The 23,333-nt window shown below is 41.2% G+C and carries 26 protein-coding genes; 7 read left to right on the top strand and 19 right to left on the bottom strand.

Annotated elements, in window-relative coordinates:
- Positions 1 to 77 precede the first annotated feature (77 nt).
- The 3 genes from AC20OE_RS07505 to AC20OE_RS07495 form a co-directional block, all read right to left on the bottom strand.
- Positions 78 to 1,364, bottom strand: coding sequence for an MFS transporter (locus tag AC20OE_RS07505; protein WP_039179998.1), 1,287 nt, complete (start codon positions 1,362 to 1,364; stop codon positions 78 to 80).
- A 121-nt stretch (positions 1,365 to 1,485) separates the two neighbouring features.
- The gene (gene sodA / locus AC20OE_RS07500; RefSeq protein ID WP_007501264.1) at positions 1,486 to 2,094 is read right to left on the bottom strand and encodes a superoxide dismutase SodA; all 609 of its coding nucleotides are present in this window, start codon (positions 2,092 to 2,094) and stop codon (positions 1,486 to 1,488) included.
- A 182-nt stretch (positions 2,095 to 2,276) separates the two neighbouring features.
- Positions 2,277 to 2,762, bottom strand: coding sequence for a DUF456 domain-containing protein (locus AC20OE_RS07495; protein ID WP_039180001.1), 486 nt, complete (start codon positions 2,760 to 2,762; stop codon positions 2,277 to 2,279).
- Positions 2,763 to 2,906: 144 nt separating this feature from the next.
- Here AC20OE_RS07495 and AC20OE_RS07490 point away from each other — a divergent pair, with 144 nt between their 5' ends.
- On the top strand, positions 2,907 to 3,665 hold the full coding sequence (locus AC20OE_RS07490) for a DUF1189 domain-containing protein (protein WP_099663444.1): 759 nt from the start codon (positions 2,907 to 2,909) through the stop codon (positions 3,663 to 3,665).
- 74 nt (positions 3,666 to 3,739) lie between these two features.
- Here the strand turns inward: AC20OE_RS07490 and AC20OE_RS07485 are convergent, their stop codons facing one another.
- Complete coding sequence (locus AC20OE_RS07485; RefSeq protein ID WP_099663445.1) at positions 3,740 to 4,285, bottom strand: GNAT family N-acetyltransferase; 546 nt, start codon at positions 4,283 to 4,285, stop codon at positions 3,740 to 3,742.
- A gap of 197 nt (positions 4,286 to 4,482) precedes the next feature.
- On the opposite strand from AC20OE_RS07485, the gene AC20OE_RS07480 reads away from it, so the two are divergent.
- Both AC20OE_RS07480 and ispG read left to right on the top strand, forming a co-directional pair.
- Complete coding sequence (locus AC20OE_RS07480; protein ID WP_039180007.1) at positions 4,483 to 4,785, top strand: hypothetical protein; 303 nt, start codon at positions 4,483 to 4,485, stop codon at positions 4,783 to 4,785.
- A 105-nt stretch (positions 4,786 to 4,890) separates the two neighbouring features.
- Positions 4,891 to 6,006, top strand: a complete 1,116-nt coding sequence (gene ispG, locus AC20OE_RS07475; protein WP_024423001.1) for a flavodoxin-dependent (E)-4-hydroxy-3-methylbut-2-enyl-diphosphate synthase — start codon at positions 4,891 to 4,893, stop codon at positions 6,004 to 6,006.
- Positions 6,007 to 6,049: 43 nt separating this feature from the next.
- Here ispG and AC20OE_RS07470 read toward each other — a convergent pair whose 3' ends face one another.
- On the bottom strand, positions 6,050 to 6,412 hold the full coding sequence (locus tag AC20OE_RS07470) for a DUF308 domain-containing protein (RefSeq protein ID WP_039180010.1): 363 nt from the start codon (positions 6,410 to 6,412) through the stop codon (positions 6,050 to 6,052).
- 139 nt (positions 6,413 to 6,551) lie between these two features.
- Here AC20OE_RS07470 and AC20OE_RS07465 point away from each other — a divergent pair, with 139 nt between their 5' ends.
- Positions 6,552 to 7,130 (top strand): 5' nucleotidase, NT5C type, encoded by a 579-nt coding sequence (locus AC20OE_RS07465; RefSeq protein ID WP_487268778.1) that lies wholly within the window; start codon positions 6,552 to 6,554, stop codon positions 7,128 to 7,130.
- 19 nt (positions 7,131 to 7,149) lie between these two features.
- Here the strand turns inward: AC20OE_RS07465 and AC20OE_RS07460 are convergent, their stop codons facing one another.
- From AC20OE_RS07460 to AC20OE_RS07440, 5 genes are all read right to left on the bottom strand, one after another.
- Positions 7,150 to 8,067 carry an ROK family protein gene (locus AC20OE_RS07460; protein ID WP_487268777.1) on the bottom strand — a complete coding sequence of 306 codons (918 nt, stop codon included), beginning with the start codon at positions 8,065 to 8,067 and terminating at the stop codon, positions 7,150 to 7,152.
- 138 nt (positions 8,068 to 8,205) lie between these two features.
- The gene (gene zur, locus AC20OE_RS07455) at positions 8,206 to 8,634 is read right to left on the bottom strand and encodes a zinc uptake transcriptional repressor Zur (protein ID WP_003217433.1); all 429 of its coding nucleotides are present in this window, start codon (positions 8,632 to 8,634) and stop codon (positions 8,206 to 8,208) included.
- Positions 8,612 to 9,472: a metal ABC transporter permease gene (locus AC20OE_RS07450; protein ID WP_024423005.1), complete on the bottom strand. Its 861-nt coding sequence runs from the start codon at positions 9,470 to 9,472 to the stop codon at positions 8,612 to 8,614. Before AC20OE_RS07450 ends, zur begins: the two co-directional genes overlap by 23 nt.
- Positions 9,472 to 10,248 (bottom strand): metal ABC transporter ATP-binding protein, encoded by a 777-nt coding sequence (locus AC20OE_RS07445; protein ID WP_024423006.1) that lies wholly within the window; start codon positions 10,246 to 10,248, stop codon positions 9,472 to 9,474. The genes AC20OE_RS07450 and AC20OE_RS07445 overlap by 1 nt, the downstream gene beginning before the upstream one ends.
- Before the next feature lie 135 nt (positions 10,249 to 10,383).
- Positions 10,384 to 11,265, bottom strand: a complete 882-nt coding sequence (locus AC20OE_RS07440) for a YitT family protein (RefSeq protein ID WP_047202313.1) — start codon at positions 11,263 to 11,265, stop codon at positions 10,384 to 10,386.
- Between the two features lie 140 nt (positions 11,266 to 11,405).
- On the opposite strand from AC20OE_RS07440, the gene AC20OE_RS07435 reads away from it, so the two are divergent.
- Positions 11,406 to 11,660, top strand: coding sequence for a DUF2624 domain-containing protein (locus AC20OE_RS07435; RefSeq protein WP_024423008.1), 255 nt, complete (start codon positions 11,406 to 11,408; stop codon positions 11,658 to 11,660).
- A 49-nt stretch (positions 11,661 to 11,709) separates the two neighbouring features.
- Here the strand turns inward: AC20OE_RS07435 and AC20OE_RS07430 are convergent, their stop codons facing one another.
- Together AC20OE_RS07430 and AC20OE_RS07425 are read right to left on the bottom strand one after the other, a co-directional pair.
- Positions 11,710 to 12,603: a deoxyribonuclease IV gene (locus tag AC20OE_RS07430; RefSeq protein ID WP_039180018.1), complete on the bottom strand. Its 894-nt coding sequence runs from the start codon at positions 12,601 to 12,603 to the stop codon at positions 11,710 to 11,712.
- Between the two features lie 9 nt (positions 12,604 to 12,612).
- Entirely contained in the window at positions 12,613 to 13,932 is a 1,320-nt protein-coding gene (locus AC20OE_RS07425) for a DEAD/DEAH box helicase (RefSeq protein ID WP_024423009.1), read from the bottom strand.
- A gap of 155 nt (positions 13,933 to 14,087) precedes the next feature.
- Here AC20OE_RS07425 and vrrA point away from each other — a divergent pair, with 155 nt between their 5' ends.
- Entirely contained in the window at positions 14,088 to 14,792 is a 705-nt protein-coding gene (vrrA, locus tag AC20OE_RS07420) for a VrrA/YqfQ family protein (RefSeq protein WP_487268776.1), read from the top strand.
- A gap of 157 nt (positions 14,793 to 14,949) precedes the next feature.
- Positions 14,950 to 15,894 (top strand): 4-hydroxy-3-methylbut-2-enyl diphosphate reductase, encoded by a 945-nt coding sequence (locus AC20OE_RS07415; RefSeq protein WP_024423011.1) that lies wholly within the window; start codon positions 14,950 to 14,952, stop codon positions 15,892 to 15,894.
- A 37-nt stretch (positions 15,895 to 15,931) separates the two neighbouring features.
- Here the strand turns inward: AC20OE_RS07415 and AC20OE_RS07410 are convergent, their stop codons facing one another.
- The 7 genes from AC20OE_RS07410 to AC20OE_RS07380 form a co-directional block, all read right to left on the bottom strand.
- Positions 15,932 to 17,053: a Nif3-like dinuclear metal center hexameric protein gene (locus AC20OE_RS07410; RefSeq protein WP_039180024.1), complete on the bottom strand. Its 1,122-nt coding sequence runs from the start codon at positions 17,051 to 17,053 to the stop codon at positions 15,932 to 15,934.
- The gene (locus AC20OE_RS07405; protein WP_126681580.1) at positions 17,046 to 17,762 is read right to left on the bottom strand and encodes a tRNA (adenine(22)-N(1))-methyltransferase; all 717 of its coding nucleotides are present in this window, start codon (positions 17,760 to 17,762) and stop codon (positions 17,046 to 17,048) included. The genes AC20OE_RS07410 and AC20OE_RS07405 overlap by 8 nt, the downstream gene beginning before the upstream one ends.
- A 120-nt stretch (positions 17,763 to 17,882) precedes the next feature.
- Positions 17,883 to 18,242 carry a cytochrome c550 gene (cccA, locus tag AC20OE_RS07400; protein ID WP_034280134.1) on the bottom strand — a complete coding sequence of 120 codons (360 nt, stop codon included), beginning with the start codon at positions 18,240 to 18,242 and terminating at the stop codon, positions 17,883 to 17,885.
- 301 nt (positions 18,243 to 18,543) lie between these two features.
- Positions 18,544 to 19,665, bottom strand: coding sequence for an RNA polymerase sigma factor RpoD (rpoD, locus tag AC20OE_RS07395; protein ID WP_008342392.1), 1,122 nt, complete (start codon positions 19,663 to 19,665; stop codon positions 18,544 to 18,546).
- Positions 19,666 to 19,870: 205 nt separating this feature from the next.
- Positions 19,871 to 21,700: a DNA primase gene (gene dnaG / locus AC20OE_RS07390; protein WP_024423015.1), complete on the bottom strand. Its 1,830-nt coding sequence runs from the start codon at positions 21,698 to 21,700 to the stop codon at positions 19,871 to 19,873.
- A 33-nt stretch (positions 21,701 to 21,733) separates the two neighbouring features.
- Entirely contained in the window at positions 21,734 to 22,234 is a 501-nt protein-coding gene (locus AC20OE_RS07385; RefSeq protein ID WP_024423016.1) for a YaiI/YqxD family protein, read from the bottom strand.
- Positions 22,235 to 22,495: 261 nt separating this feature from the next.
- A complete protein-coding gene (locus AC20OE_RS07380; RefSeq protein ID WP_008342399.1) occupies positions 22,496 to 23,317 on the bottom strand; it encodes a pyruvate, water dikinase regulatory protein in 822 nt (273 codons plus the stop codon).
- Between the last annotated feature and the right edge of the window lie 16 nt (positions 23,318 to 23,333).

Here is a 23,333-nt window from a genome sequence, read left to right as displayed (position 1 = left end):
TTTAAAAGGTACCATCATCATTTTAGCGGTTTTTTTATCATTTATCTAGAAATTTGATGTTCCATTGGTAAGAAATTTTACCTTTCTCCCTTAATAAGGTTCGTGTGAGAAACTGGCTTTTGACCGTCAGCCTCTTTCATATCAGCTGTTTTTTCTTTTAAATGAATATCTTTTACAAAATAATAAATGAGGGTATGTCCCGCCCCGAGCACAACAAGAGATGCTGGGATTCCGAGCTCATCACCTAGTAAGGTGACAGACAGCAGGAACAAAATAATCGAACTAATACGGCCGGCATTTAAAAATAGCTCTCTGACCACAATATATTCAATTCTGGCCTTTCTGGCATACCTTGCATGGCCGATGACATCATATGTTAAGGATACATAAGGAACAAGCAGGAGCGGATATCCTATCGCAATGGCTACCGCATACATCAGAAGTGAAACATAGGACAAGTGGAAAACGATTAAAAACAGGGCGCCGTATAAAATCAGCCCGCCAAGCATAATCGCCTTCTTCCGCCACTTTTTCTTAATCAAACGTGTAGCGAAGAAATAAGCAAAAAACGCAACACCTGAATTCACTAAACCAAACGTCCCGAGAGCAAGCTCACTGTTTGTTGCAATAAACACGAAGACACTGATTAAGAAGACAAAGACCCCTTCACGAAGCCCTTGAAAAAAGTGTGCTGATGTAATCCTACGCCAGTTCTCGTCTGCATGGCGTTCTTTCCAAATTTGTTTGATGATAAATTTGCCTTTTGACTGTCTTCTTTTGAGGAAAAAGCTCATCACAACCGCTAATGAAAACAAAAAAAGCGATAACGTGAAAATGACTGTGTAGCCTGTATCATCCGTTAACTGAGAAATGACAATCCCCGCAATGAGAGGACCGATCATGCCAGCAGTTGAGGAAAGCACCCCAAGAAACCCATTAAAGAAGTCTCTTGTTTCAGGCTCGGTGATCTCAAAGGTGAGTACGTTAAAAGCAAGCCAGTAAAAACCATAGCCGATCCCAAGGACACTTCCCAATAAAACAAGCCGTGCGGCCGCTTGTTCTCCTGCCATTAAAACAATCAAATAAAAAGCGGCTAAAAAGATGACACCGAAACGAAGGACAAACGCCCGGTCTATTTTTTTAGCGAGCCGGCCAGCGAATAAAAACGTAATGGGCTGAAGCACCACAATGGCCAAGTTATAAATCGCAAGATCTGTGAATTTCCCAGACTGTTTCCATAAGTACACATTTACAAACGTATTTGAAAGCGCAATGGCAAGTGCGTATAACCCGCCAATCGTGAGGAGGAGCAATAAATCTCTTGTAACATCCATGTCCCCGAACATTTTCTTTAATCTGCTCATACAATTCATTCTCCTTTTCTACACAATAGTCTGTCTCATCAAAAGGCAGATATGTAAAAAAAGGAGGGAAAATATAAAAAGACCTGCTTCTCTTGAAAGCAGGTCTTTTAGAATCAAATCATTATTTTGCTTCGCTGTAAAGGCGAGCTACTTCATCCCAGTTCACAACATTCCAGAATGCTGAAATGTAATCAGGACGACGGTTTTGGTAGTTTAGGTAGTAAGCATGCTCCCAAACGTCTAGTCCTAGAATTGGCGTTTTTCCTTCAGTTAAAGGAGAATCTTGGTTTGGCGTGCTTGTGATTTCAAGTTTTCCGTTGTTCACAACAAGCCATGCCCAACCAGAACCAAAGCGTCCTGCAGCTGCTGCAGCGAAATCAGATTTGAATTTTTCAAATCCGCCTAATTCTTTTTCGATTGCATCTGCAAGTTCACCAGTTGGTGCGCCGCCACCGTTTGGTGAAAGAAGCGTCCAGAATAATGAGTGGTTTGCATGTCCTCCGCCATTGTTACGTACAGCTGTACGAATGTTTTCAGGCACTGAGTTTAAGTTAGCCACTAGCTCTTCAATTGATTGATCTTCAAGAGCTGATACACCTTCGATTGCTTTGTTTAAGTTTGTTACATATGTGTTGTGGTGTTTTGTGTGGTGAATCGTCATTGTTTCCTTGTCGATATGTGGTTCTAATGCATCGTAAGCATATGGTAATTCTGGAAGTTTAAAAGCCATGGTTAATTTCCTCCTTAAAATGTATGTACTGAAATGCTTCCTTTGTAAGTCAGCAATTCACCCTACTCAAAGAGTATCAAAAGAAACAGCTTGTTTCAACGTTATTGCTCATGTTCTGAAACATTTCAGTGTTTATTTTGTATTTAGCCCTTTAGATAAAGTTTTAAACACCCTTTTTCAACTTAGCGAAGGACATAAAATAAAAAGATGCCCAGCATCAACGCTTGAATCAATCCTTTTGCAAAAACACCTGATACAAATCCAATTAATGAGCCTAATCCGACTTTCACACTCGTCTTCAAATCTTTTTGATGAACAAGGAGCTCTGCAATGACACTCCCGAGAAATGGACCAATAATAATTCCTGCAATGGGGATCACAAAAGGACCAGCTAATAACCCAATGGTGCTTCCCCAAATAGCTGCCTTGCTGCCGCCAAAGCGCTTGACCCCTATAAGATTTGAAACATAATCCGCCGCAAATAAGACGGCAGTAAACATCGCTTGAATGAGCCAGAACGTCAGTGTAAGCGGCTCGAAACTAAAGAAGAAGCCATATAGAATAAATCCGAGTACCATAAAGACCACACTCGGAATAATTGGATAAACCAGTCCAACAAACGCAATGATAAATGCACAGCCAATCAGTATCCAATAAAGCACGTCCAAGACCCTGCCGCCTCCTTTTTATATGCTGTATACATTATGCCTCATTCCTTCTATCTTAACCAGTGATGAGGCCATACTTGTACTTGATGGATAGACATTGATACAATATGAGAAATAGAAAAGAATGTAGGAAGTGAATAGGTATTGAACGTATTTAATCTATTGTTAAAAGGAATTTATTCACCAAAAGATATTGCCAAAGCAAGATTTACAGGAATCGGTAAAGCGATTTTATTCATTTTTATCCTCTCAATTATCGCAGCAGTTCCTCAGGGATATCATATGAGCCAGGAGATCTCGAATGCGATGTCAGGATTTCAGCACGTGATCAAAAAAGATTTACCCGACTTTTCAATTGAAAAAGGAAAGCTTCAAGCGGATCAAAGTGCACCAATAGAAAAAGAAGAAAACGGCATTACGATCATCTTTGATCCTGCTGAAAAAATAAAAGCAAGTGAACTTGAATCAAAGCAAACAGCCATTGCTTTATTAAAGGAAAAAGCAGTGATTGCGATTGATGGGCAAATGACAGATATTCCATACCAGCTCCTAGGCGGAACGCTGACAAAAGACGAACTTGCTCGCGTCACAAATCAGAACCAAGCGATTATTATCCCTGTCATCTGTGTACTGCTATATTTATCAACTGCGGCGCTCATGTTTATTAGCGCAACATTCCTTGCAATGCTTGGTACATTTATTAAACGAATGCAGCAAAAAGAGCTGTCTTTCCAAATGCTTTGGAAGCTCTCCGCTTATTCACTCACATTAACCACGGTCTTTTTCGCCATCATGAGTGCATTAAACACAACTGTTGCAAACTCATTTTTATTGAATTGGGTCATTAACTTTATCTTTTTATATCTTGTTGTAAAAGAAATACCTGCAAAAAAAAGCAAATGATCCATCCAACAAGGATTTGTCTACACAATGAAAGCTCCCCCGTCTCGGAGGAGCTTTTTATGTATGTTCATACGCTAGGACTCATCTGGATGGATGATCGCAAATAAATAATGATCCTCCCACACGCCATTAATCTTTACTTTTTTACGATTTAGTCCCTCATTTTCAAAACCTGTCTTTTCAAGTACACGAATGGAACCCTTGTTACTCGGCTTTACTCCAGCCTCAATCCGGTGGAGATTCAACTCAAAAAAGGCATAGTCAATGATTAAACGAATGGCTTCTGTCATATATCCTTTTCCACCCTGCCTTTGATCGAGTACATACCCGAGCCAAGCTCCTTCTATCGGACCTCTTACGACAGAACTTAAAGAGATCGTCCCAATTAAGGCACCTGTTTCATTTAAGAAGATACCATGCATGTATGATTCATCTTGTTCTCTTCTTTGCCTACTCCGCTGAATTCGTTCAATTTGACGAGGTAACGTGAAGAAATCATCTTTGATCAAAGGTGTAAATTCCTGAAAATATGAGCGATTCTCAAGCTCTAATGTTAACAGTGATTCTGCATCATTTTCTGTTAGTGTTCTCACATATATATGCTGACTAACTTTCTTCATAAAATCTCCCCCTTTCTTATTTTATCATAATCGTCATATGAGATTGCTCTCCTATTTACACCAACGACCCAAGCAGTTTTATTACAAGACATACTAGAACTAACTAGAACCATCCTTTCCAGCTTTTCTCCTCTTTTTGGTTCTATCATTTCAGGATATGCATAGACTGAAGTAAACTCTTAAAAGCGGTGAGTAAAATGCGGCGAATTCTTTTTTTACTAATCAGTTTGTTTGTCCTCTTTATTATCTTTTTTGATTTAAAAAATGGAACCATTCCTGTTGAGGAAAACCCAGCCGTTCCAGCAAGTGCCCTTCAAACAGCTGAGAAAAAGACATATAAGAACGTTACGGTAAAACAAGGTGAAACGGTCCTCTCCATCGTACATACAAGCAAGCCACTTGATGATGTCATTAAAGATTTCGAGGAGCTGAATCAAGGTGTGAAAGCGAACGAAATCAGAGCAGGCAGTACATATAAGTTTCCTGTCTATAAGAGATAAAACGTTAATTCCTTGTCATTCATACGAAGAGACTGTTACAATATGAACTGTAAAACACGACGTACACGGCAAAGAATTGCTTGTACACTAAGGAGCGATTGACAAGTGAGTGAAGTCACACATCGTACTAAAACGCGTCCCGTCAAAGTGGGACCTTTAACTATAGGTGGAAATAATGAGGTTGTCATTCAAAGTATGGCAACAACCAAAACACATGATGTCGAAGCGACAGTCGCTGAAATTAAACGTTTAGAAGAGGCAGGCTGTCAAATCGTGCGTGTCGCATGTCCAGATGAGCGTGCAGCAAATGCAATTGCGGACATTAAAAAACAAATTAATATCCCGCTTGTTGTGGATATTCATTTTGACTACAAGCTTGCACTGAAAGCGATTGAAGCAGGCGCAGACAAAATCCGAATCAATCCAGGAAACATTGGAAGAAGAGAAAAAGTTGAAGCTGTTGTCAAAGCAGCAAAAGAAAAAGGCATTCCAATTCGTATTGGGGTAAACGCTGGTTCATTAGAGAAAAAGATTCTTGATAAATACGGCTACCCAACTGCAGATGGTATGGTCGAAAGTGCACTGCATCACATTAAAATTCTAGAAGACCTAGACTTTCATGACATCATCGTCAGTATGAAAGCATCTGATGTAAACCTTGCAATTGAGGCATACGAAAAAGCGGCTAAAGCCTTTGATTATCCTCTTCATCTTGGGATTACAGAATCAGGTACGTTATTTGCAGGTACAGTCAAAAGTGCAGCTGGACTTGGCGCTATTTTGAATATGGGGATTGGGAATACACTCCGTATCTCATTAAGTGCTGACCCAGTTGAAGAAGTAAAAGTAGCACGTGAATTGTTGAAATCATTTGGTCTTGCATCAAATGCAGCAACACTAATCTCCTGCCCAACCTGTGGACGAATTGAAATTGACCTTATCAGCATTGCAAATGAAGTCGAAGAATATATTTCTAAAATCAAAGCTCCGATTAAAGTAGCAGTCCTCGGCTGCGCTGTAAATGGTCCAGGTGAAGCGCGTGAAGCAGATATCGGCATCGCAGGTGCTAGAGGCGAAGGCTTATTGTTCCGTAAAGGTGAAATTGTTCGTAAAGTACCGGAAGAAACAATGGTCGAAGAACTGAAAAAAGAAATCGATAAAATCGCTGAAGAACATTATGCGAAAATGGAAGCTGAAAAAGAAAAACAAGCGAATGCATAACAAAAAACGCCTGACGTCATTGTCAGGCGTTTTTCTGTCCTTGTTAAAAGAACGGGGTGATAAATATGCCTAGGATGACGGAAACAATTCCGATCCCGATTGACCACGCGCCAAGCGCATGTGCTCCTTTTCTTCTTGCAATATAACCAACGACGATTGCCGCTACCCCTAATAGCACCGGCAAGACAAATAATGAGATAATCGCAATCGCGAGTGCTGTATAGCCTATCCCCTTACTGCCCGAATCGTCACCTGCATGGTCACGTCCTCGTCTATCTTCTCGATCTCTTGATGCTTGATATGGCTCTGCAATTTCAGCAGCTGTTTCCTCTAAATAGCCATCATCATTACTAAAGTGTGTGTCGATTTCACGATCATTTCTTCTGAAATCCTCGTCTCTTTCCATGATCAATTCCCCCTTTTGGTTAATAGAAAGAAGCTTTTTTAGTATGAGCAAAAATGTCTGTTTCATGTTTGCTAAAACTTGCTGGAATTGTGAAATGATTATGTTACACTTTAAGAGTATAAAAATGAGGAGTGTGGGCATGTTACGTTTAGGAATTGATATTGATGGTACAGTGACGGCGCAGGACACCTTTGTTCCCTATTTAAACGAGTCGTTCCAATGTGCCATGACACTAGATGATATGACAGAATATGATTTGACGAAGCTTTTAAAGATTTCTCAAGAAGAATTTTGGGGCTGGATGAATGAGCATGAGCCTCTTATTTATAAACAGGCAAAGCCTGCTGAGGGTGCTAAAGAAATCCTCGAGCAAATGAAGCAGCAGCACAAATTGATTTATATTACAGCAAGAAGGCAGCAGCATTCAGATATCACCTACAAGTGGTTTCAAGAACATGACGTGCATTATGATGACATTGAGCTGGTTGGCGGTCATCATAAGCTGGAAGCCGTTCAAAAGCACAAGATTGATGTATTTTTTGAAGACCATCACGGCAATGCCACAATGATTGCAAAAGAGGCAGACATCCCGGTTATACTTTTTAACTCCCCTTATAACCAGATGCCAATTGACGACAGAATTATTCGCGTAAACAACTGGCACGAAGCGTATCAATGGATCAAACAATATGAACAAAGTCTGCAAGCTGCTTATTAAGGTAGAAAAGCCGATACATTTAATGTATCGGCTTTTTCGATGGAGCAAGCTGCCCTTCTTTCATGAGGAAATGGTACAACGCTCCCTTCATGCCTGCCTGATTCAAGTAATAACACGTTTCCAGCTTCACCTGAATGTTCTTCCACGCAGGCAGTGTATGTAGGTGTTTCTCAATACTTGATAGTAAATCTGGTCTTGCGCTCACGCCGCCGCCAATGAGAATTTTTTCTGGATTGAGGACGGTTGCGACATTGTAAATGCCAATGGCGATTCGCTTGTACCACTGATCCACCAGTTTTTCAATGGACGGATCGTGCTTCGCCTTTTCAAAAATGTCTTGGCCGTCTATTTGTGTACTTTGCGGAATTCCTTGCTTTTCTTTATAGCTGCGAATGAGTCCAGCCGTTGAAGCGCTGCTGTTGAGTGTTGTAAATTGTCCATTGTCTGTTTCTGTCAGCATCATGCCAAATTCACCGCCGCGAAAGGAAGCCCCGCGCACAAGCTGACCACCAGCGAAAATACCACCGCCAACACCTGTGCCAAGTGTCATACAAATAAAGCTGTCACACTCTTTCGCATGGCCGCTATATTTTTCTGCGAGAGCTGCACAGTTTGCATCATTTTCCACTTCTACACGAAGAGATGTTTTCTCTTCTAAAAGTGTTTTTACATTTTGACCATTTAAGGCGATGATGGCGCCTGCAAATTCTGTATAACCTGATTCACTGTCCACAAAGCCCGGAAGACTGATGGCGATACCCCTGACATCCTGCATCCTTTGATATTCCCTGACCACATCCGCCATTGCTTCTAAAAACAGTTCAAGCTGCCGGCAGTTCGTCTGATAGTCACCGCTAGTGATTAGCTTTCCATCCTGATCCATTAATCCATGTTTCGTTCTCGTCCCGCCTACATCAAACACGACGTAATATGCCACTTTTGACCCCTCCCTTTACTCCAAAAGACTCAAATTGCACGTTATATTACCTTGATCTCATTTTAATGAAACAGCCACCCTTTGTAAAACGTTTTCAAAAGACAAAACAAAAAAGCCAGCTCCATGGCTGGCTTTTTTTCACGAGTGAACTTCCTTCGGTTCGCAGGAAGGACACGTTCCGTATATTTCAAATTTATGTCCGCTAATATGATAATCCTCTAGATCGGCGTCAAGCTTGTCCATAGGACAGGCATCGATTTCTTTTGTTTTCCCGCATGTAAGACAAATAAAGTGATGGTGATGATGGGAAAATGAACATTTGAAACGGAATAGTTTCTCCCCTGACAATTCCGTTGTTTCTAATATTCCAAGGTCTTCATATAGTGACAAGTTTCGATAAATTGTATCAAAGCTAAGACCCGGGTAATCTTCACTTAGTGCCGTCAGCACATTTTTAGCAGTCAAGTATTTATCAGAATCAGAAAACAATTGAAGCATATCTTCACGTTTGCTTGTATATTTGTAGCCTTTTTCCTTTAATAAATCAAGCGCTTCTTGTACGTTCATGTTGATTCCCCCTTCTGAATTTCCCAATACTAATACACCCGATTAAAATCAAAATAGACAGCATCACAATGGTTCCGCCTGGCGCTAAATCAAGATAATAGCTTAAAATCAATCCGGCTAATACCGACAATTCACCAAACAAGATCGAAAGGAAAATCGCCTGTTTAAATCCTTTGGCAATGCGGATACTTGCCGCAACAGGAAGCGTCATGAGCGCCGACACAAGCAGGGTACCAACGATACGCATCGATGCCGCAATGACAAGTGCAACGACTAAGATAAAAATAAAATGAATCCATTTTGCTGAAATACCAGAAGCCTTTGCATGCTCTTCATCAAAAGAAAGCAAAAATAATTCTTTATATAAAAGCACAACAACTAACACAACAACGAGTGAGATCCCTACAATAATCCAAAGATCGAGTCTTGACACCGCACTGACACTTCCGAATAAATAACTAAACAAATCTGTATTAAAGCCATTCGCTAGTGAAATGAAGATGACGGAGATCCCAATTCCCCCTGATAAAATAATGGGAATGGCAAGCTCCTGATAATGCTTATACACGGAGCGCAGGCGTTCAATAAACAATGAACCAGCAACAGAAAAAGCCATCCCTAAGTACAGCGGGCTTACCCCTGTCAAAAGGCCAAACTTTTTATCAAGAAATAGACTTGCGGCAATACCGGCAAGTGATACGTGGCTGAGGGCATCTGCAATAAGCGAGAGCCTTCTGACGACAATAAATACACCAAGTAAGGGCGCAATAAAACCGATCAGTAACCCTGCGATAAACGCATTTTGTAAAAATTCATAATGAAAAAATGGAAATAGCATTATTCATGTCCCCCATGATGGTGATGGTCGTGATGAATCACTTGAATGTCATGCCCGTAAAATTGGGATAGCGCCTGATCATCCATTGAATCAAACGCTTCCGCATCCCCGTGGAAATGCAGTGTCTGATTTAAACAAGCCACATGGGTGACTTTATCGGAAACGGTGCCAACGTCGTGTGTGACGAGAATTAAAGACATTCCTTTTTCTTTGTTCAATGTTTCGAGCAGCTGATAAAAGCCTTCTACTGTCCGCTGGTCTACCCCAACTGTGGGCTCATCCAAAATGAGCAGCTTTGGCTGACTGACAAGCGCACGGGCAATAAATGCACGCTGCTGCTGACCACCTGAAAGCTCACCGATGTTTTGGTGCTTTAAATCTTGTATGCCAACTGAGCGTATGGCATCTTCAACTTGCCATTTATCCTGCTTGCTCATTCGTTTGAATAAACCAATTTTCGCGGTCAATCCGCTTGCGACGACCTCATATACAGAAGCAGGGAAACCCGTATTGAAGCTATTCGCCTTTTGAGAAACAAATCCAATTTGATCCCAGTCTCTAAATTTTGAAACAGGCGTGCCAAATAGCTTTAATTCCCCTTGCTGCGGTTTAATGAGCCCAAGCAGGCATTTTAATAAGGTTGTTTTACCAGAACCATTCGGTCCAACAAGTGCTAGAAAGTTTCCTTCCTCTACTGTTAAATGAATGTGATCAATGACATTTCGCTGTCCATATGAGTACGAAATGTCCTTCATTTCAATGATTGGCTTTGCCATGAATCTTTCCACCTTTAATCAATATAAAAAGAATGATTACGATTTATACAACAAAAAGAAAATGGCTTTTGCCATTTTCTCTGTCCATACATACATTTCATTATATAAAAGAAAGATAAAAAAGTAAAATAAAAGCTAATGAATGGCTGTTTTGAACTTACCGCCTTTTGTTTCATGCGTATCCATAATCGTGATAAATGCTTGGTCATCAATTTCAAATACGATGGATTTCAGCTTTGTAATTTCAAGCCTTGTGACAACGGCGTAGATGACATCTTTTTCTTCATCTGTATAGCCGCCTTTTCCTCTCAGCTTTGTCGTTCCCCTGCCGAGTCGATGCAGAATCGCATCTGAAATTTCATCATAATAATCTGATACGATAATGACAGCTTTTGTTTCATCAAGCCCTTGAATGACAGCATCAATTGTTTTCATTGCCAAATAATATGTCATGACAGAATACATAGCCTGCTCTGGTCCGAAAACAAAGCCCGCCCAAATAAAAATGAACACATTGACGATCATAACAAACTCACCGACGGAGAAAGGGATTTTTTTCGTCAAAAGAATTCCTAAAATCTCTGTTCCATCCATTGAGCCTCCATTACGGATGACAAGTCCAACACCAAATCCAAGTAATAGCCCGCCAAATACAGTGGCTAAGATCGGCTGTGTTGTAAATGCCTCCACATGATGAAGTGAAGATTCGATCACGGCTAAGCTGACAATCCCAATCACAGTGGAAACCAGAAAGGTTTTCCCAATATGCTTGTATCCTGATATCATAAATGGAATATTTAAAATGACAACAATCGTCGCAAAATTTATAAACGGGTTATCTGTAAAGAGATAATCCAAAATAAGCGAAATGCCGATGATGCCCCCATCAATAATATTGTTTGGCACTAAAAATAATTCAATGCTTACTGCTGCACATGCAGCCCCTACTAGAATCAGAAAAATTCTCAAAATAAAATGAGGCACTGATTCCTTTCTATGCTGTTTACTATTTGCCATACGTTCTCCCTTCTACACATGTTAAATTTTCAATGAACATTTTATTCACTTTACTATTTTATCATTTCACAGAATAAAATAAAATTTTTTGCACATTTTCCGTTTTCGCCCATACATTGTTACAGAGGGGAGGAATGGAATTGATTTTAATCCAAAAAATTGTCCTGCAGCGGCTCAATCAGATCACAGCAAATGATCTGTTAAGGTATGCGAAACAGTATGGCGTCAGTTTAACGTCACATCAAGCAGCTGAGGTTGCCAAACTCATGAACGGGAAAAATATCAATATTTTTAATGATTCAGAGCGTAACCGGCTTCTTAAGCAAGTGGAAGCGATTACTTCTAAACAGACAGCACAGACTGTGAATGATTTGTTTAACCAGTTTACAAGTTAAGCAAAAAAGGGCCGCATTTAGCGGCACCTCAACATGTTTATATCCTTTTTTATTGACCTGTAATTTTGTCTAGTAAGCCTTCATCAAATTGCTTTTCTTTCAGCATCGCAATTTCGAATTTGTAAGGTGGTTTTTTGTTCTTTTTATCTTCACCTACATAAGGCGTTTCTAGAATTTTTGGCACATCTTGAAGCTGCGGATGATGCACAATATAGTTCAGTGCATCGAAACCAATTTCACCAAAACCGATATTTTCATGTCGGTCTTTTCTTGCGCCTTGTACGTTTTTACTGTCATTAATATGAAGAACTTTGATTCGGTCAATACCGACGATTCGGTCAAATTCTTCTAATACACCATCAAAGTCACTCACAATCGGGTAACCAGCATCGTGCGTGTGACACGTATCAAAGCAGACAGAAAGAGCTTCGTTATGTGTCACGCCGTCGATAATTTGGGCAAGCTCTTCAAAGCTTCTTCCGCACTCTGATCCTTTTCCTGCCATTGTTTCAAGTGCAATTTGAACCTCTTGACCTTTCACAATGACTTCGTTTAAGCCTTCAATGATTTTTTGAATCCCTGCTTCTGCCCCTGCTCCAACATGCGCACCTGGGTGAAGAACAATTTGCCTTGCACCTAGCGCTTCCGTACGCTCGATCTCAGAGCGCAGGAAATCTACGCCAAGCTCAAATGTCGCGGGATTCACTGTGTTTCCAATATTGATAATATACGGAGCATGGACGACGATATCTGTCATGCCGTGCTCTTTCATATGCGCTTGTCCAGCTTCAATATTGAGGTCTTCGATTTTTTTGCGGCGCGTATTTTGCGGTGCACCTGTATAAATCATAAACGTATTCGAACCATAAGAGGCAGCTTCTTCACTCGCTGCAAGAAGCATATGTTTTCCGCTCATGGATACATGTGAACCAATCTTTAACAATGTTTCCCCCTACTTTCCATTACGCTTTGACTTTCTACGTTCCTGTCTTTTGATTTTATCCATCTCACGTGTCATTTTCTTTTTATATCCAGGTTTGACGGCTTTCGGTTTTCTCACAAGACGTTTTGCTTTTTCTTCAATTTCATTTGGTGCTTTTTTACGTCTTTGACGCTTCAGACGGTCATCTGCATCTCGCCATTCGCCATGAACAATGGTTTTGTTTTCAAACACAACGCCCATTTTCTCAATTTGAATGAGTGCATCCTCATCAGCCAGCTCATAAATGGTCATGGCAATTCCAGATGAACCAGCACGAGCTGTTCTTCCAACGCGGTGCACATAAAAATCAAGATCAGATGGTAGCTCATAGTTAATCACGTGGCTGACGCCTTTAATGTCAATGCCGCGAGCTGCAAGATCAGATGCCACAATATAAGTGAACTCCAAATCTTCAATTTGTTTCATGACTTTTTTACGTTCGCGCGGCGTTAATCCGCCATGAAGCACACCGATTTTCATTCCTTTTTCTTGTAGGAACGATGCGATTTCATCAACAGTTGTTTTTGTATTGGCAAAAATAATCCCTAAATATGGCTGTACATTCGTCACCATTTCATGGAGCAATTTTAATTTATCACGCTGTTTAGATGGAACTAAAATATGCTGAATGTTTTCTGCTGTAATCCGTCTTGGTTCAACATGCGCATACTTTGGATTGTCCATATATTTTTTCAGGAAAGGCTTTAGTTTTTCTGGGATGGTTGCAGAGAACACAAGCATTTGCAACTGTTCTGGCATTTGTGCACCAATACGGTCCACATCTTCTAAAAATCCCATATCCAGCATTAAATCCGCTTCATCAATGACAAGGGAGGTCGCTTTGTAAACATTCAGCGCCTGCTCATGAATGAGATCAGCAATACGTCCAGGTGTGCCGACCACCAAATGCGGCTGATTTTTTAGCTTTTGAATTGATTTCTGCTTGTCCGTTCCGCCAATGTAAAGCTTTGCTTTGATCTCTTCTTCTGGGGAAGCATTCTTTAAAATCGTTTGAGCTTCTTTGAAAATTTGATTGGCTAATTCTCTTGTAGGTGCAGTAATCACGACTTGTACCTGCTCTTTGCTTGGATCAATTGAATGAATCAGCGGCAATAAGTACGCATGAGTTTTTCCTGTTCCTGTTTGTGACTGGCCAATCACGCTTTCTCCTTTTAAAACAGCAGGGATGATTCTTTTTTGAATATCAGTCGGCTCATAAAAGCCTAGTTCATGAATAGCATCTATAATAAAAGGCTTTAATTCATATGTCGTAAATTTTGTTTCTTTCATGTTTTCACTCCTTAAGGCAATGCCTTTTTGCTCATCTCCTCATTATAGCTGATTTTCAGTAAAAAAACCATGTCCGCTTTTCCTACAGGAAACCAATTGATGCTTCCTTGCATAACCTATGAAGAGAAAGAGAATGCAGTAAGGGAGGTACAAGTATGTTAGGGCAAAGGCCTATGGGCGATTTTCAGCCGCGCCGCCCCTCACGCCGGCACCTTGGAAATGGCGGACAGCCCCGAATGTTTCAAAGAGGGCAGCAGCCTCCTATCCAACAGCCTTTTCAAGGGCAAGGCAATCCATTTCAGCAAATGATGCCTCGCTCCCCGTCTGTACAGGGAGGCGGTTTACCCGGGATGGGCGGAATTCCAGGAGGTGAGAGCCGTGCACTAGGCGGCGGAGCAGGAATTAAAGGCATGCTCTCTAAATTTCTTCCTGGCGCAGGAGGAGCTGGAGTCTCTGGAGGTGGTGCGGGATTACAAGGAATCCAGAGCTTCACGAATCCTGCGACTCTCTCAAGCATGTTAGGAAATGTTCAAAAAGTGCTCGGGATGGCGCAGCAATTTACGCCAATGATTCAGCAATACGGTCCTTTAGTGAGAAACTTACCTGCAATGATTAAACTGTACAGCCAGCTTGGCAGTGCGGACGATGATGAAGCAAATGCAAATGACGATGATGCAAAATCAACGGAGACCAGCGCGGAAACAGAAGTACCCGAGGAAGAAGCACAACCTGATGAAATAGAAGAAAATGTTGAACCCGAAGACATCCTTGTCAAAAAAGCAGCACCACACACATCACCTGCTCCTGAAGCAAAACCGAAAAAAAGATCTGGCAGCTCTGTTCCAAAACTATATGTCTAGTGATCTTTTAACGGCGAAGTGTTCACTGCGTATAACAATCTTTGATATATACGCTTACTTTGGCTATAATGGAAGCAAGAGAATGATAAAAAGCCGTTTTTTACGGCTTTTTATATTGTTCTTCTCTAGCAGCACTTCCCTACAGGAGGACGAATAAATGAATGTAATTAAAATATCGCCGCGTGGCTATTGCTATGGCGTTGTGGATGCAATGGTCATTGCTAAAAATGCCGCACTTGATAAGAATTTGCCACGCCCCATTTATATATTAGGTATGATTGTGCACAACAAACATGTCACTGATGCCTTCGAGGAAGATGGAATCTACACACTGGACGGACCAAACCGCTTAGACATTTTAAAGCAGGTAGAAAGCGGAACAGTCATTTTCACGGCTCACGGCGTTTCTCCTGAGGTTCGTCAAATCGCAGAAGAAAAAGGCCTTGTCGCCATTGATGCGACCTGTCCTGATGTCACGAAAACCCACGAACTCATTTCAGAGAAAACAGCCGATGGCTATGACATTATTTATATTGGGAAAAAAGGTCATCCTGAGCCAGAAGGAGCTGTCGGAGTAGCCCCTGACAAGGTACATCTTGTCGAAACAGAAGCCGATATTGAGGCGCTCGATTTAACATCAGAAAAACTTCTCATCACGAACCAAACGACGATGTCTCAATGGGATGTCCACGATCTGATGGAGCTGATTAAAGAGAAATACCCTCACGTCGAGTATCATCAAGAAATTTGCCTTGCGACACAGGTGCGTCAGGAAGCTGTCTCGCAGCAAGCTGGTCAAGCCGATTTAACCATTGTTGTCGGCGATCCAAAAAGTAATAACTCCAACCGTCTCGCACAAGTGTCAATGGAGATAGCCGGAACGCAGGCTTACCGTATTGGCGATTTAAGTGAACTCAAGCTGGAATGGCTGCAGGGCGTCAAAACCGTTGCTGTTACTGCTGGTGCTTCAACACCAACACCTATTACAAAGGAAGTCATTCGTTTCTTAGAAAACTATGAACCGGATGATGAAACGACTTGGAAGATTGAACGGACCGTTCCTCTTTCTAAAATTTTACCTCGCGTCAAAACAAAGAAATAAGAAAACGTCAGAGCGGATATGCTCTGACGTTTTTTGTTTACATAAATTGAAATGGGTTTGTGTTTGATTCAGAAACAAAGAGCTGTACGTCATACTTTTTATCTGCACATAGCGATTGAAGCTTCGCCTTTACGCCCTCTTTCATAATCTTTTCAGCATAATGCCCTGGGTCCACTACGTTCAGCCCAAGCATCATGGCATCATGCGCAACATGGAAATAAAGGTCTCCTGTCACATACACATCTGCACCCATTCTTTTCGCTTGATGGATGTATTTATTTCCGTCTCCGCCAAGCACCGCCACTTTTTTCACTACAGCGTCTTGATCTCCTACAAAACGAGCACCATTCACATCTAGCTTCGTTTTCACAAATTGTGTGAAATCTCTAAGTGTCATAGGCTCATTTAGCTCTCCAATACGGCCAAGGCCTTTTTGAATAGGAGGAAGATCTGTCGTGTGTACACTATAGGCGACTTCTTCATAAGGATGTGCTTTGATCATGTCGCGAATCACTTGTTTTTCTATGCTGGCTGGGAAAATGGTTTCAATCCGCACTTCTTTCACAAATTCTAATTGACCCGACTCCCCAATAAACGGCTTAGCTTCTTCTGATGGCAAAAAGCTGCCTGTCCCTTCATTTGAAAACGCACAATGGCTGTAGTTGCCGATATGACCTGCGCCCGCATTTCCTAAAGCTGTCCGGATGGCCTCTTCAAACTCTTCAGGGACATACAAAGCAAGCTGTTTGATTGGATCCTCGTATGTCGGCACTAGCACACTTGTTTCTTCAAGCTCTAGAGCCTCAGCAAGCAGGTCATTGACTCCGCCATCAGCTACGTCTAAATTCGTATGTGCCACATATACCGCAATATCATGTTTGATGCATTTTTCAATGATCCGTCCAGCTGGCTGATCTGTCGCTACATGTTTTAATGGACGAAAAATCGGCGGATGGTGCGCAATAATGAGATCCACTTTTCGCTCGATCGCCTCATCTACTACATTCTCTAATACATCCAAGGTGATCATCACATTGCTTACTTTTTTATTCAATGTTCCAATCTGGAGACCAATTTTATCACCTTCCATGGCATATGCCTTTGGTGAAAATTGTTCAAACAATTGGATGATTTCATGCCCGTTTACTGTTTTAGCCAACAGTCAAGACCTCCTTTAGCATCTTTATTTTCGCATTCAGCTCTTCAAGGCGCTCTTTGTTTTCTTCTGTCCGTGCTGCCTGCTGAATTTGATTTTCTATCTTCTCCATATGCTGAAGCTCTTGCATCCACTTGCGCTGGAAGACGTCATTTTGCTCTTTCGCAAGAAACGGACCAACCAGCATGCCTGCTTCAAGTGACATTCCTTCATAAGCTTTATCTTTATCGCCTTTTTCTGCGATGATGATTTCGTATATTTTGCCGTCCTCTTCTAAAATGACTTCATCCATCAATTCATACCCCTCTTGATAAAGCCATAAACGAATATGGTGGGCATGGATATTCGGCTGAAGAATGAGCCGCTCATGGCCTGCGAGCTTATGCTTGCCCTCATTTAAAATACTTGCAATGAGTGCCCCGCCCATACCTGCAATCGTTACAGCATTCACTTCACCTTTTTCAATGACTTCAAGGCCATTTCCTTTTCTGACCGATATTTGTTCATCTAATTCAAGTCTATGTACTTGCTGCTGCGCCGATTGGAGCGGTCCATCGGTAATTTCACCAGCAATGGCTTTCACTGCTTTTTGATGCAGGATCGCATAGCATGGCAAATAGGCATGGTCTGAGCCGATATCAGCGAAGACTGCCTCATCTGGTAAAAAGTCTGCGACTTTTTTTAATCGTTTGGATAAATTCATTTCATTCATACGTATCACTACTTTTCTTTAATGTTCATACTTGTCTATCTTATATAAATTATGGACTTTTTAAAAGTCGTTTTCAAATGAAAAAAGCTCTTCTTTTGAAAAAGAGCTTTTTGTGTACGGTTATTTAATTTTAGATACCCATTCCGCCATTTCATCGAGCTTTTCATTCGGAATCAGCCCGCCTGGCATCCCGTTGCCGCCTTCTTGAATTTTCTTCTTGATGTCAGCTACTTCAAGCTTGTCTCCAACACCTTTTAAAGCAGGACCTGCTCCGCCTTCATAGTTTTCCCCGTGACAGCTTAGACAGTTCTGTTTATACAATTCTTCCGGCGTCGCATTTGCTGTCTCTTCTTGCTTTTGCTCTTTGCCCCCTGAGGCAATTTTTTCTTCATCTTTCAGCCCCTTCATTGATAAGAAAAAAGTGAGTCCAATACCTAAAATGGCAATCAATAAAAATGGTATAAGTGGATTCCGTTTCATTTCTTTCATCCTCCCCTTTGTGAAAACCCCTTTGAGACTATGCAAACAATTCTAATTCTACTTTAATTTTACAAAAAGTAAACGAATTATGATACAAAACTTTGGTCAAGTTCACAGATTAGACAAAAATGATTCAAGATGAGAAATGAAGCCTCCAGCACATTTAGATGTATTTTTTATACATCTTTTCTCTAAGAACGTTGCAAATTCATTTGTTATTCAGTAAAATATAATCAGATTGAAAAAAGCGTTTTCATTTTTGATAAGAAAGAACGGATCTCTTTCAAGATCCGTCCGGTTTCTACTCTAAGAAGTCTTTTAATCGTTTACTTCTGCTTGGGTGTCTTAATTTACGAAGAGCTTTCGCTTCAATTTGTCGGATACGCTCTCTTGTTACGCCGAACACCTTACCAACCTCTTCTAACGTGCGTGTTCTTCCGTCGTCTAGTCCGAAACGTAGTCTCAGCACATTTTCTTCACGGTCCGTCAGCGTGTCTAATACATCTTCAAGCTGCTCTTTTAAGAGTTCGTACGCAGCGTGGTCAGATGGAGATGTCGCCTCTTGGTCTTCGATAAAATCACCAAGATGCGAGTCATCTTCTTCACCAATAGGTGTTTCTAAAGATACAGGCTCTTGCGCAATTTTAAGAATCTCTCTTACCTTTTCTGGAGTTAAATCCATGTCTTCAGCAATTTCTTCAGGCGTTGGTTCTCTGCCTAGGTCTTGCAGAAGCTGTCTTTGAACACGGATCAATTTATTAATGGTTTCCACCATATGAACCGGGATCCGGATTGTTCTCGCCTGATCGGCAATCGCACGTGTGATCGCCTGTCTAATCCACCAAGTCGCATATGTTGAGAATTTATATCCTTTGCGGTAATCAAACTTCTCAACCGCCTTCATCAGACCCATGTTTCCTTCTTGAATCAAGTCAAGGAACAGCATACCACGACCGACATAGCGTTTCGCAATGCTGACAACGAGACGAAGGTTTGCTTCCGCTAATCTTCTTTTTGATTCCTCATCGCCCTCTTCGATCTTTTGAGCGTACGTAATTTCTTCTTTAGCAGATAACAAGTTGACGCGTCCGATTTCTTTTAAGTACATACGAACAGGGTCATTGATTTTGACACCTGGTGGTACGCTTAAATCATTCAGGTCAAATTCTTCTTCCGCTTTAGCCAGCTGCTGAACATTTGGGTCTTCTGTCTCTTCGTTTTCACTAATGAGCTCTACACCCTGTTCGCCTAAGTATTCATAGTATTCATCCATTTGGTCTGATTCAATTTCAAAGCTAGACATACGCTCTGCAATTTCTTCGTATGTTAAAACGCCCCGTTTTTTACCCGTTTCAGTGAGCTTATCTCTCACCTGTTCAAAGGTTAATTCAGTTTCGGTTTCGTGGGCTTGTTTATCAGCCATTATGGATCCCTCCTTCCAAAGCTTGCAACGAATTCTAAAGTAACTTGCGATTTGCTTCCGCCCTGCTTTTCTCTCTCTGTCAAACAGAAGACGAAGCAAATAGGAATAAAATAAATAATGATGAAGGCAAGATGCTTGCGGTCTTATGCTCCTCCCGTAAAGGATTCATTGCCAGCCGTAAGTCCTGTCATTAATAATAGACGTATTACTTCAGCGAACGGTTCAACTGAATAATTTCTTTTGCAAGTGTTGCCGCTTTGAAGAAATCTTTTTGCCTCTCCGCTTCTGCACGTTCTAGTTCTTTTTCCTTTATCATTGACAAATTCCGATGATTCAACACTTTTTTTACATAATCACTTAATTCAGCCTCACTTAGTTCGTCTCCGACTTGAATCATCAATATATCCGTCAGCAGCTGATTCATGACATCATCTTCTATCCGGTTCATCAGATGCTGCGGCGTTGGTTCTTTGCCTTCTTCATACAAGGCATAAATGTACGTTGCCAGCGCCCTGTGCGAATCTATATTAAATTCAATTCCGATTCTGTCAAGTACTTTGCGGATCACGTCATCGCTTTTTAACATATGAGCAAGCAGCATTCGCTCTGCATTTTCATATGCCGGCCGCAGACGCTTTCTTCTCACTTGTGTTGACAGATGTGCACGCCGTTTTTCAAGCCCGTTTTCTTCCTGTGTGCTTTTGGTTTCTTGCCGCTGCTGCTTTTCAAACAGCTCCAGTTGTTCTTTTAATGAATCAAGTGAGATCGAAAACTCCCCAGCAAGCTGTTTCATGTAAATCTCTTGCTCCAAAGAGCCGTTTAACCGGCTGATTTCTCGGAGAACCTGCTTCATATAAGTAAGACGGTCTCCTTCGTCTGATAAGTTTTTTCCTCTTCGGAAAAAATTCATCTTAAACGTCATTAATGTCACACTTGCATCTATGATGTCATTCCTAAATTTCTCGCCGCCATATTTACGAATGTAATCATCTGGATCAAGTCCATCTGGTATCATGGCAACGCGAACTTTACATCCTCTTTTTCCAAGCAAATCTGATGCTTTCATGGTCGCTTCGTATCCGGCCGTATCAGAGTCATAGCAAAGGATGATCTCTTCTACATTCCGCCTGAGAAGCTTTACGTGCTCTTCTGTAAGAGACGTACCCATTGTTGCAACACTTTCACCGACACCTGATGTAACAGCTGAGATGACGTCTGCAAATCCTTCAAAAAGAACTGCCCGTTCGCGTTTGCGAATATGCATGCGTGCGTCATGAAAGTGATAAAGCAGCTTACTTTTATGAAAAAGCGGCGTTTCAGGACTATTCATATATTTAGGCTGCTGATCACCAAGCGATCTTCCGGAAAAAGCGATGACCGTTCCATGATGATCATGAATGGGAAACATGACACGATCTCTAAAGCGGTCAAAAAAGCCTGTGCCGTTTTCACGTTGAATCAAAAGACCAGCCTTCTCCATCATCACAGGATCAAATCCTCGTTTTTCTAAAAACTTGGTCACGAAATCCCAAGAATCAAGAGCATACCCGATCTCAAACTTGGCAATTGTTTCATCCGTAAAGCCTCTGGACCGTAAATAATCGAGTGCGTTTTGACCTTCCTTTGTATTTACCAGCAAATGGTGGTAAAATTTCTTAAGAAGCTCATGGGCCTCAATCATTTTATGATCTGCAGTGTCCTCTTGCTGAGAGGAACTCATCTGAGCATTCGCCACCTGATCAGGCAGATCAATATGGTACTTATCAGCCACATGTGAAACGGCTTCAATAAATGAGTAGCCTTCCATTTGTCTGAGGAACGAAAACACGTTGCCTCCTGCACCACAGCCAAAACAATGGAAGATTTGCTTATCTGCTGAAACAGAGAATGAAGGAGTATTTTCACCATGGAATGGACAAAGACCGAAGTAATTTCGACCTTGCTTTCTAAGCTGTACGTATTCTCCAATCACTTCGACAATGTCTGCGTTTTTTTGGATCTGCTCCAAAAGTTCATCTGGTATACGTTTGCTCATCCTAATAACACTCCGTCGTACATTATTCGCCTTTTAATTTAAAAATCCTTCATGATTCGACAGGATTTTTTGTAGTTGCGCCATAAATCGCTTCTTATCCTCTTCTAAAAGCTTTTTGGGACCTTTTCCGTATACACCTTTTCTTCGCTGTTTGCTGGAAACATGCCTGCGTTCCAAATCAAAATCAATTGTTTCGTTTGTGTACATTCGTCCTCTTTCAGACAGAACAATGACCTGTCTCGGAAGCAGTAAGGAGGCAAGACCAATATCTTGGGTGACGACAATATCATGTGCGGCAGCTGAGTTGGCAATGACTAAGTCCGCTGCTTCCTTATGTGTATCTACAAACCGCCAATCTTCAAGTGGAGATCTTTTGGTTTGAAAATGCTCATATGAAGCAATGAATGTCACTGGTACTTGAAATTGAGATGCGACAGAAAGGATTTCGTCTTTTACAGGACAAGCATCTGCATCGACATAAATCGTCCTCTCTTTTTTACGTTCATTCAGGTGACTAATTCTCCATCCCTCCACCTTATTCCTGCTTTAGAGAAGCAAAAAGACCATACTTTTCCCCCATAAAGCAATCAACAGTAAAACTCATTTTGTCGAAAAGTTATGTTCAGAATCACTTGACTTCTGCCAATATTAGTTTATTCGTTCTTGACTTAACTTAAACCTAAAATCAATCATTTTATCACAATTTTTTATTATAATACAAATGCAGCAAATATGCTATTGTTTTTGTTTACCCGTTTCCCACCATAGGAAAAACCCAGGAGGAGCATCCTGAGTTTATTCGGAACCTCTTTTGGTCAGCATTTGATGGATGACATTTGCCGTTTCCTCAACTGCTTTATTCGATACATCAACGACTTGACAGTTAATACGATCAACCACTTTTTCAAAATACTCTAGTTCCTCTTTAATCCGCTCAATGTTCGCATAAATAGCGCGATCATTTAAACCAAGAGATTTTAAACGCTCTTTGCGAATATGATTTAGTTTGTCTGGACTAATTTTCAAACCGATACATTTCTTCGGATCAACTGAAAATAACTCTTCTGGCGGATCAACTTCAGGTACAATTGGTACGTTCGCTACCTTCAGCCGTTTATGCGCCAAATATTGAGATAATGGTGTCTTGGACGTGCGTGATACACCAATGAGTACAATATCAGCCTTTAGAATACCTCTTGGGTCTCTGCCGTCATCGTATTTCACAGCGAACTCGATGGCTTCTACCTTTTTAAAATAGTCCTCATCTAATTGACGTACACGACCCGGCTCATGTTTCGCTTCATTTCCATAGGCCGTCTCCATTTTATCAATGAGTGGACCGATGATGTCATAATAAACAACACCGTTTGCTTCTGCTTCCTCGATTAAGAATTGGCGCATTTCTGGCACAACAAGAGTAAAGCAGACGATCCCATTATCTGCTTTCGCCAGTGAAATGACTTCTTTAATCGTACCAACATCCTCTACATACGGGATTCTTCTAATATTTGAATGGTCTGATGAGCCGCCATCAAATTGGCTAAGTGCCGCTTTGACCACGAGCTCTGCCGTTTCTCCTACTGAATCTGATACCACAAAAATTACGCGATTACTCATAACATCCCCTCGCAGT

Source organism: Bacillus sp. SRI_025 (assembly GCF_057592095.1).
The sequence above is the reverse complement of the archived record's forward strand: the minus strand, read 5'-3'. Positions and strand labels throughout refer to the sequence as shown.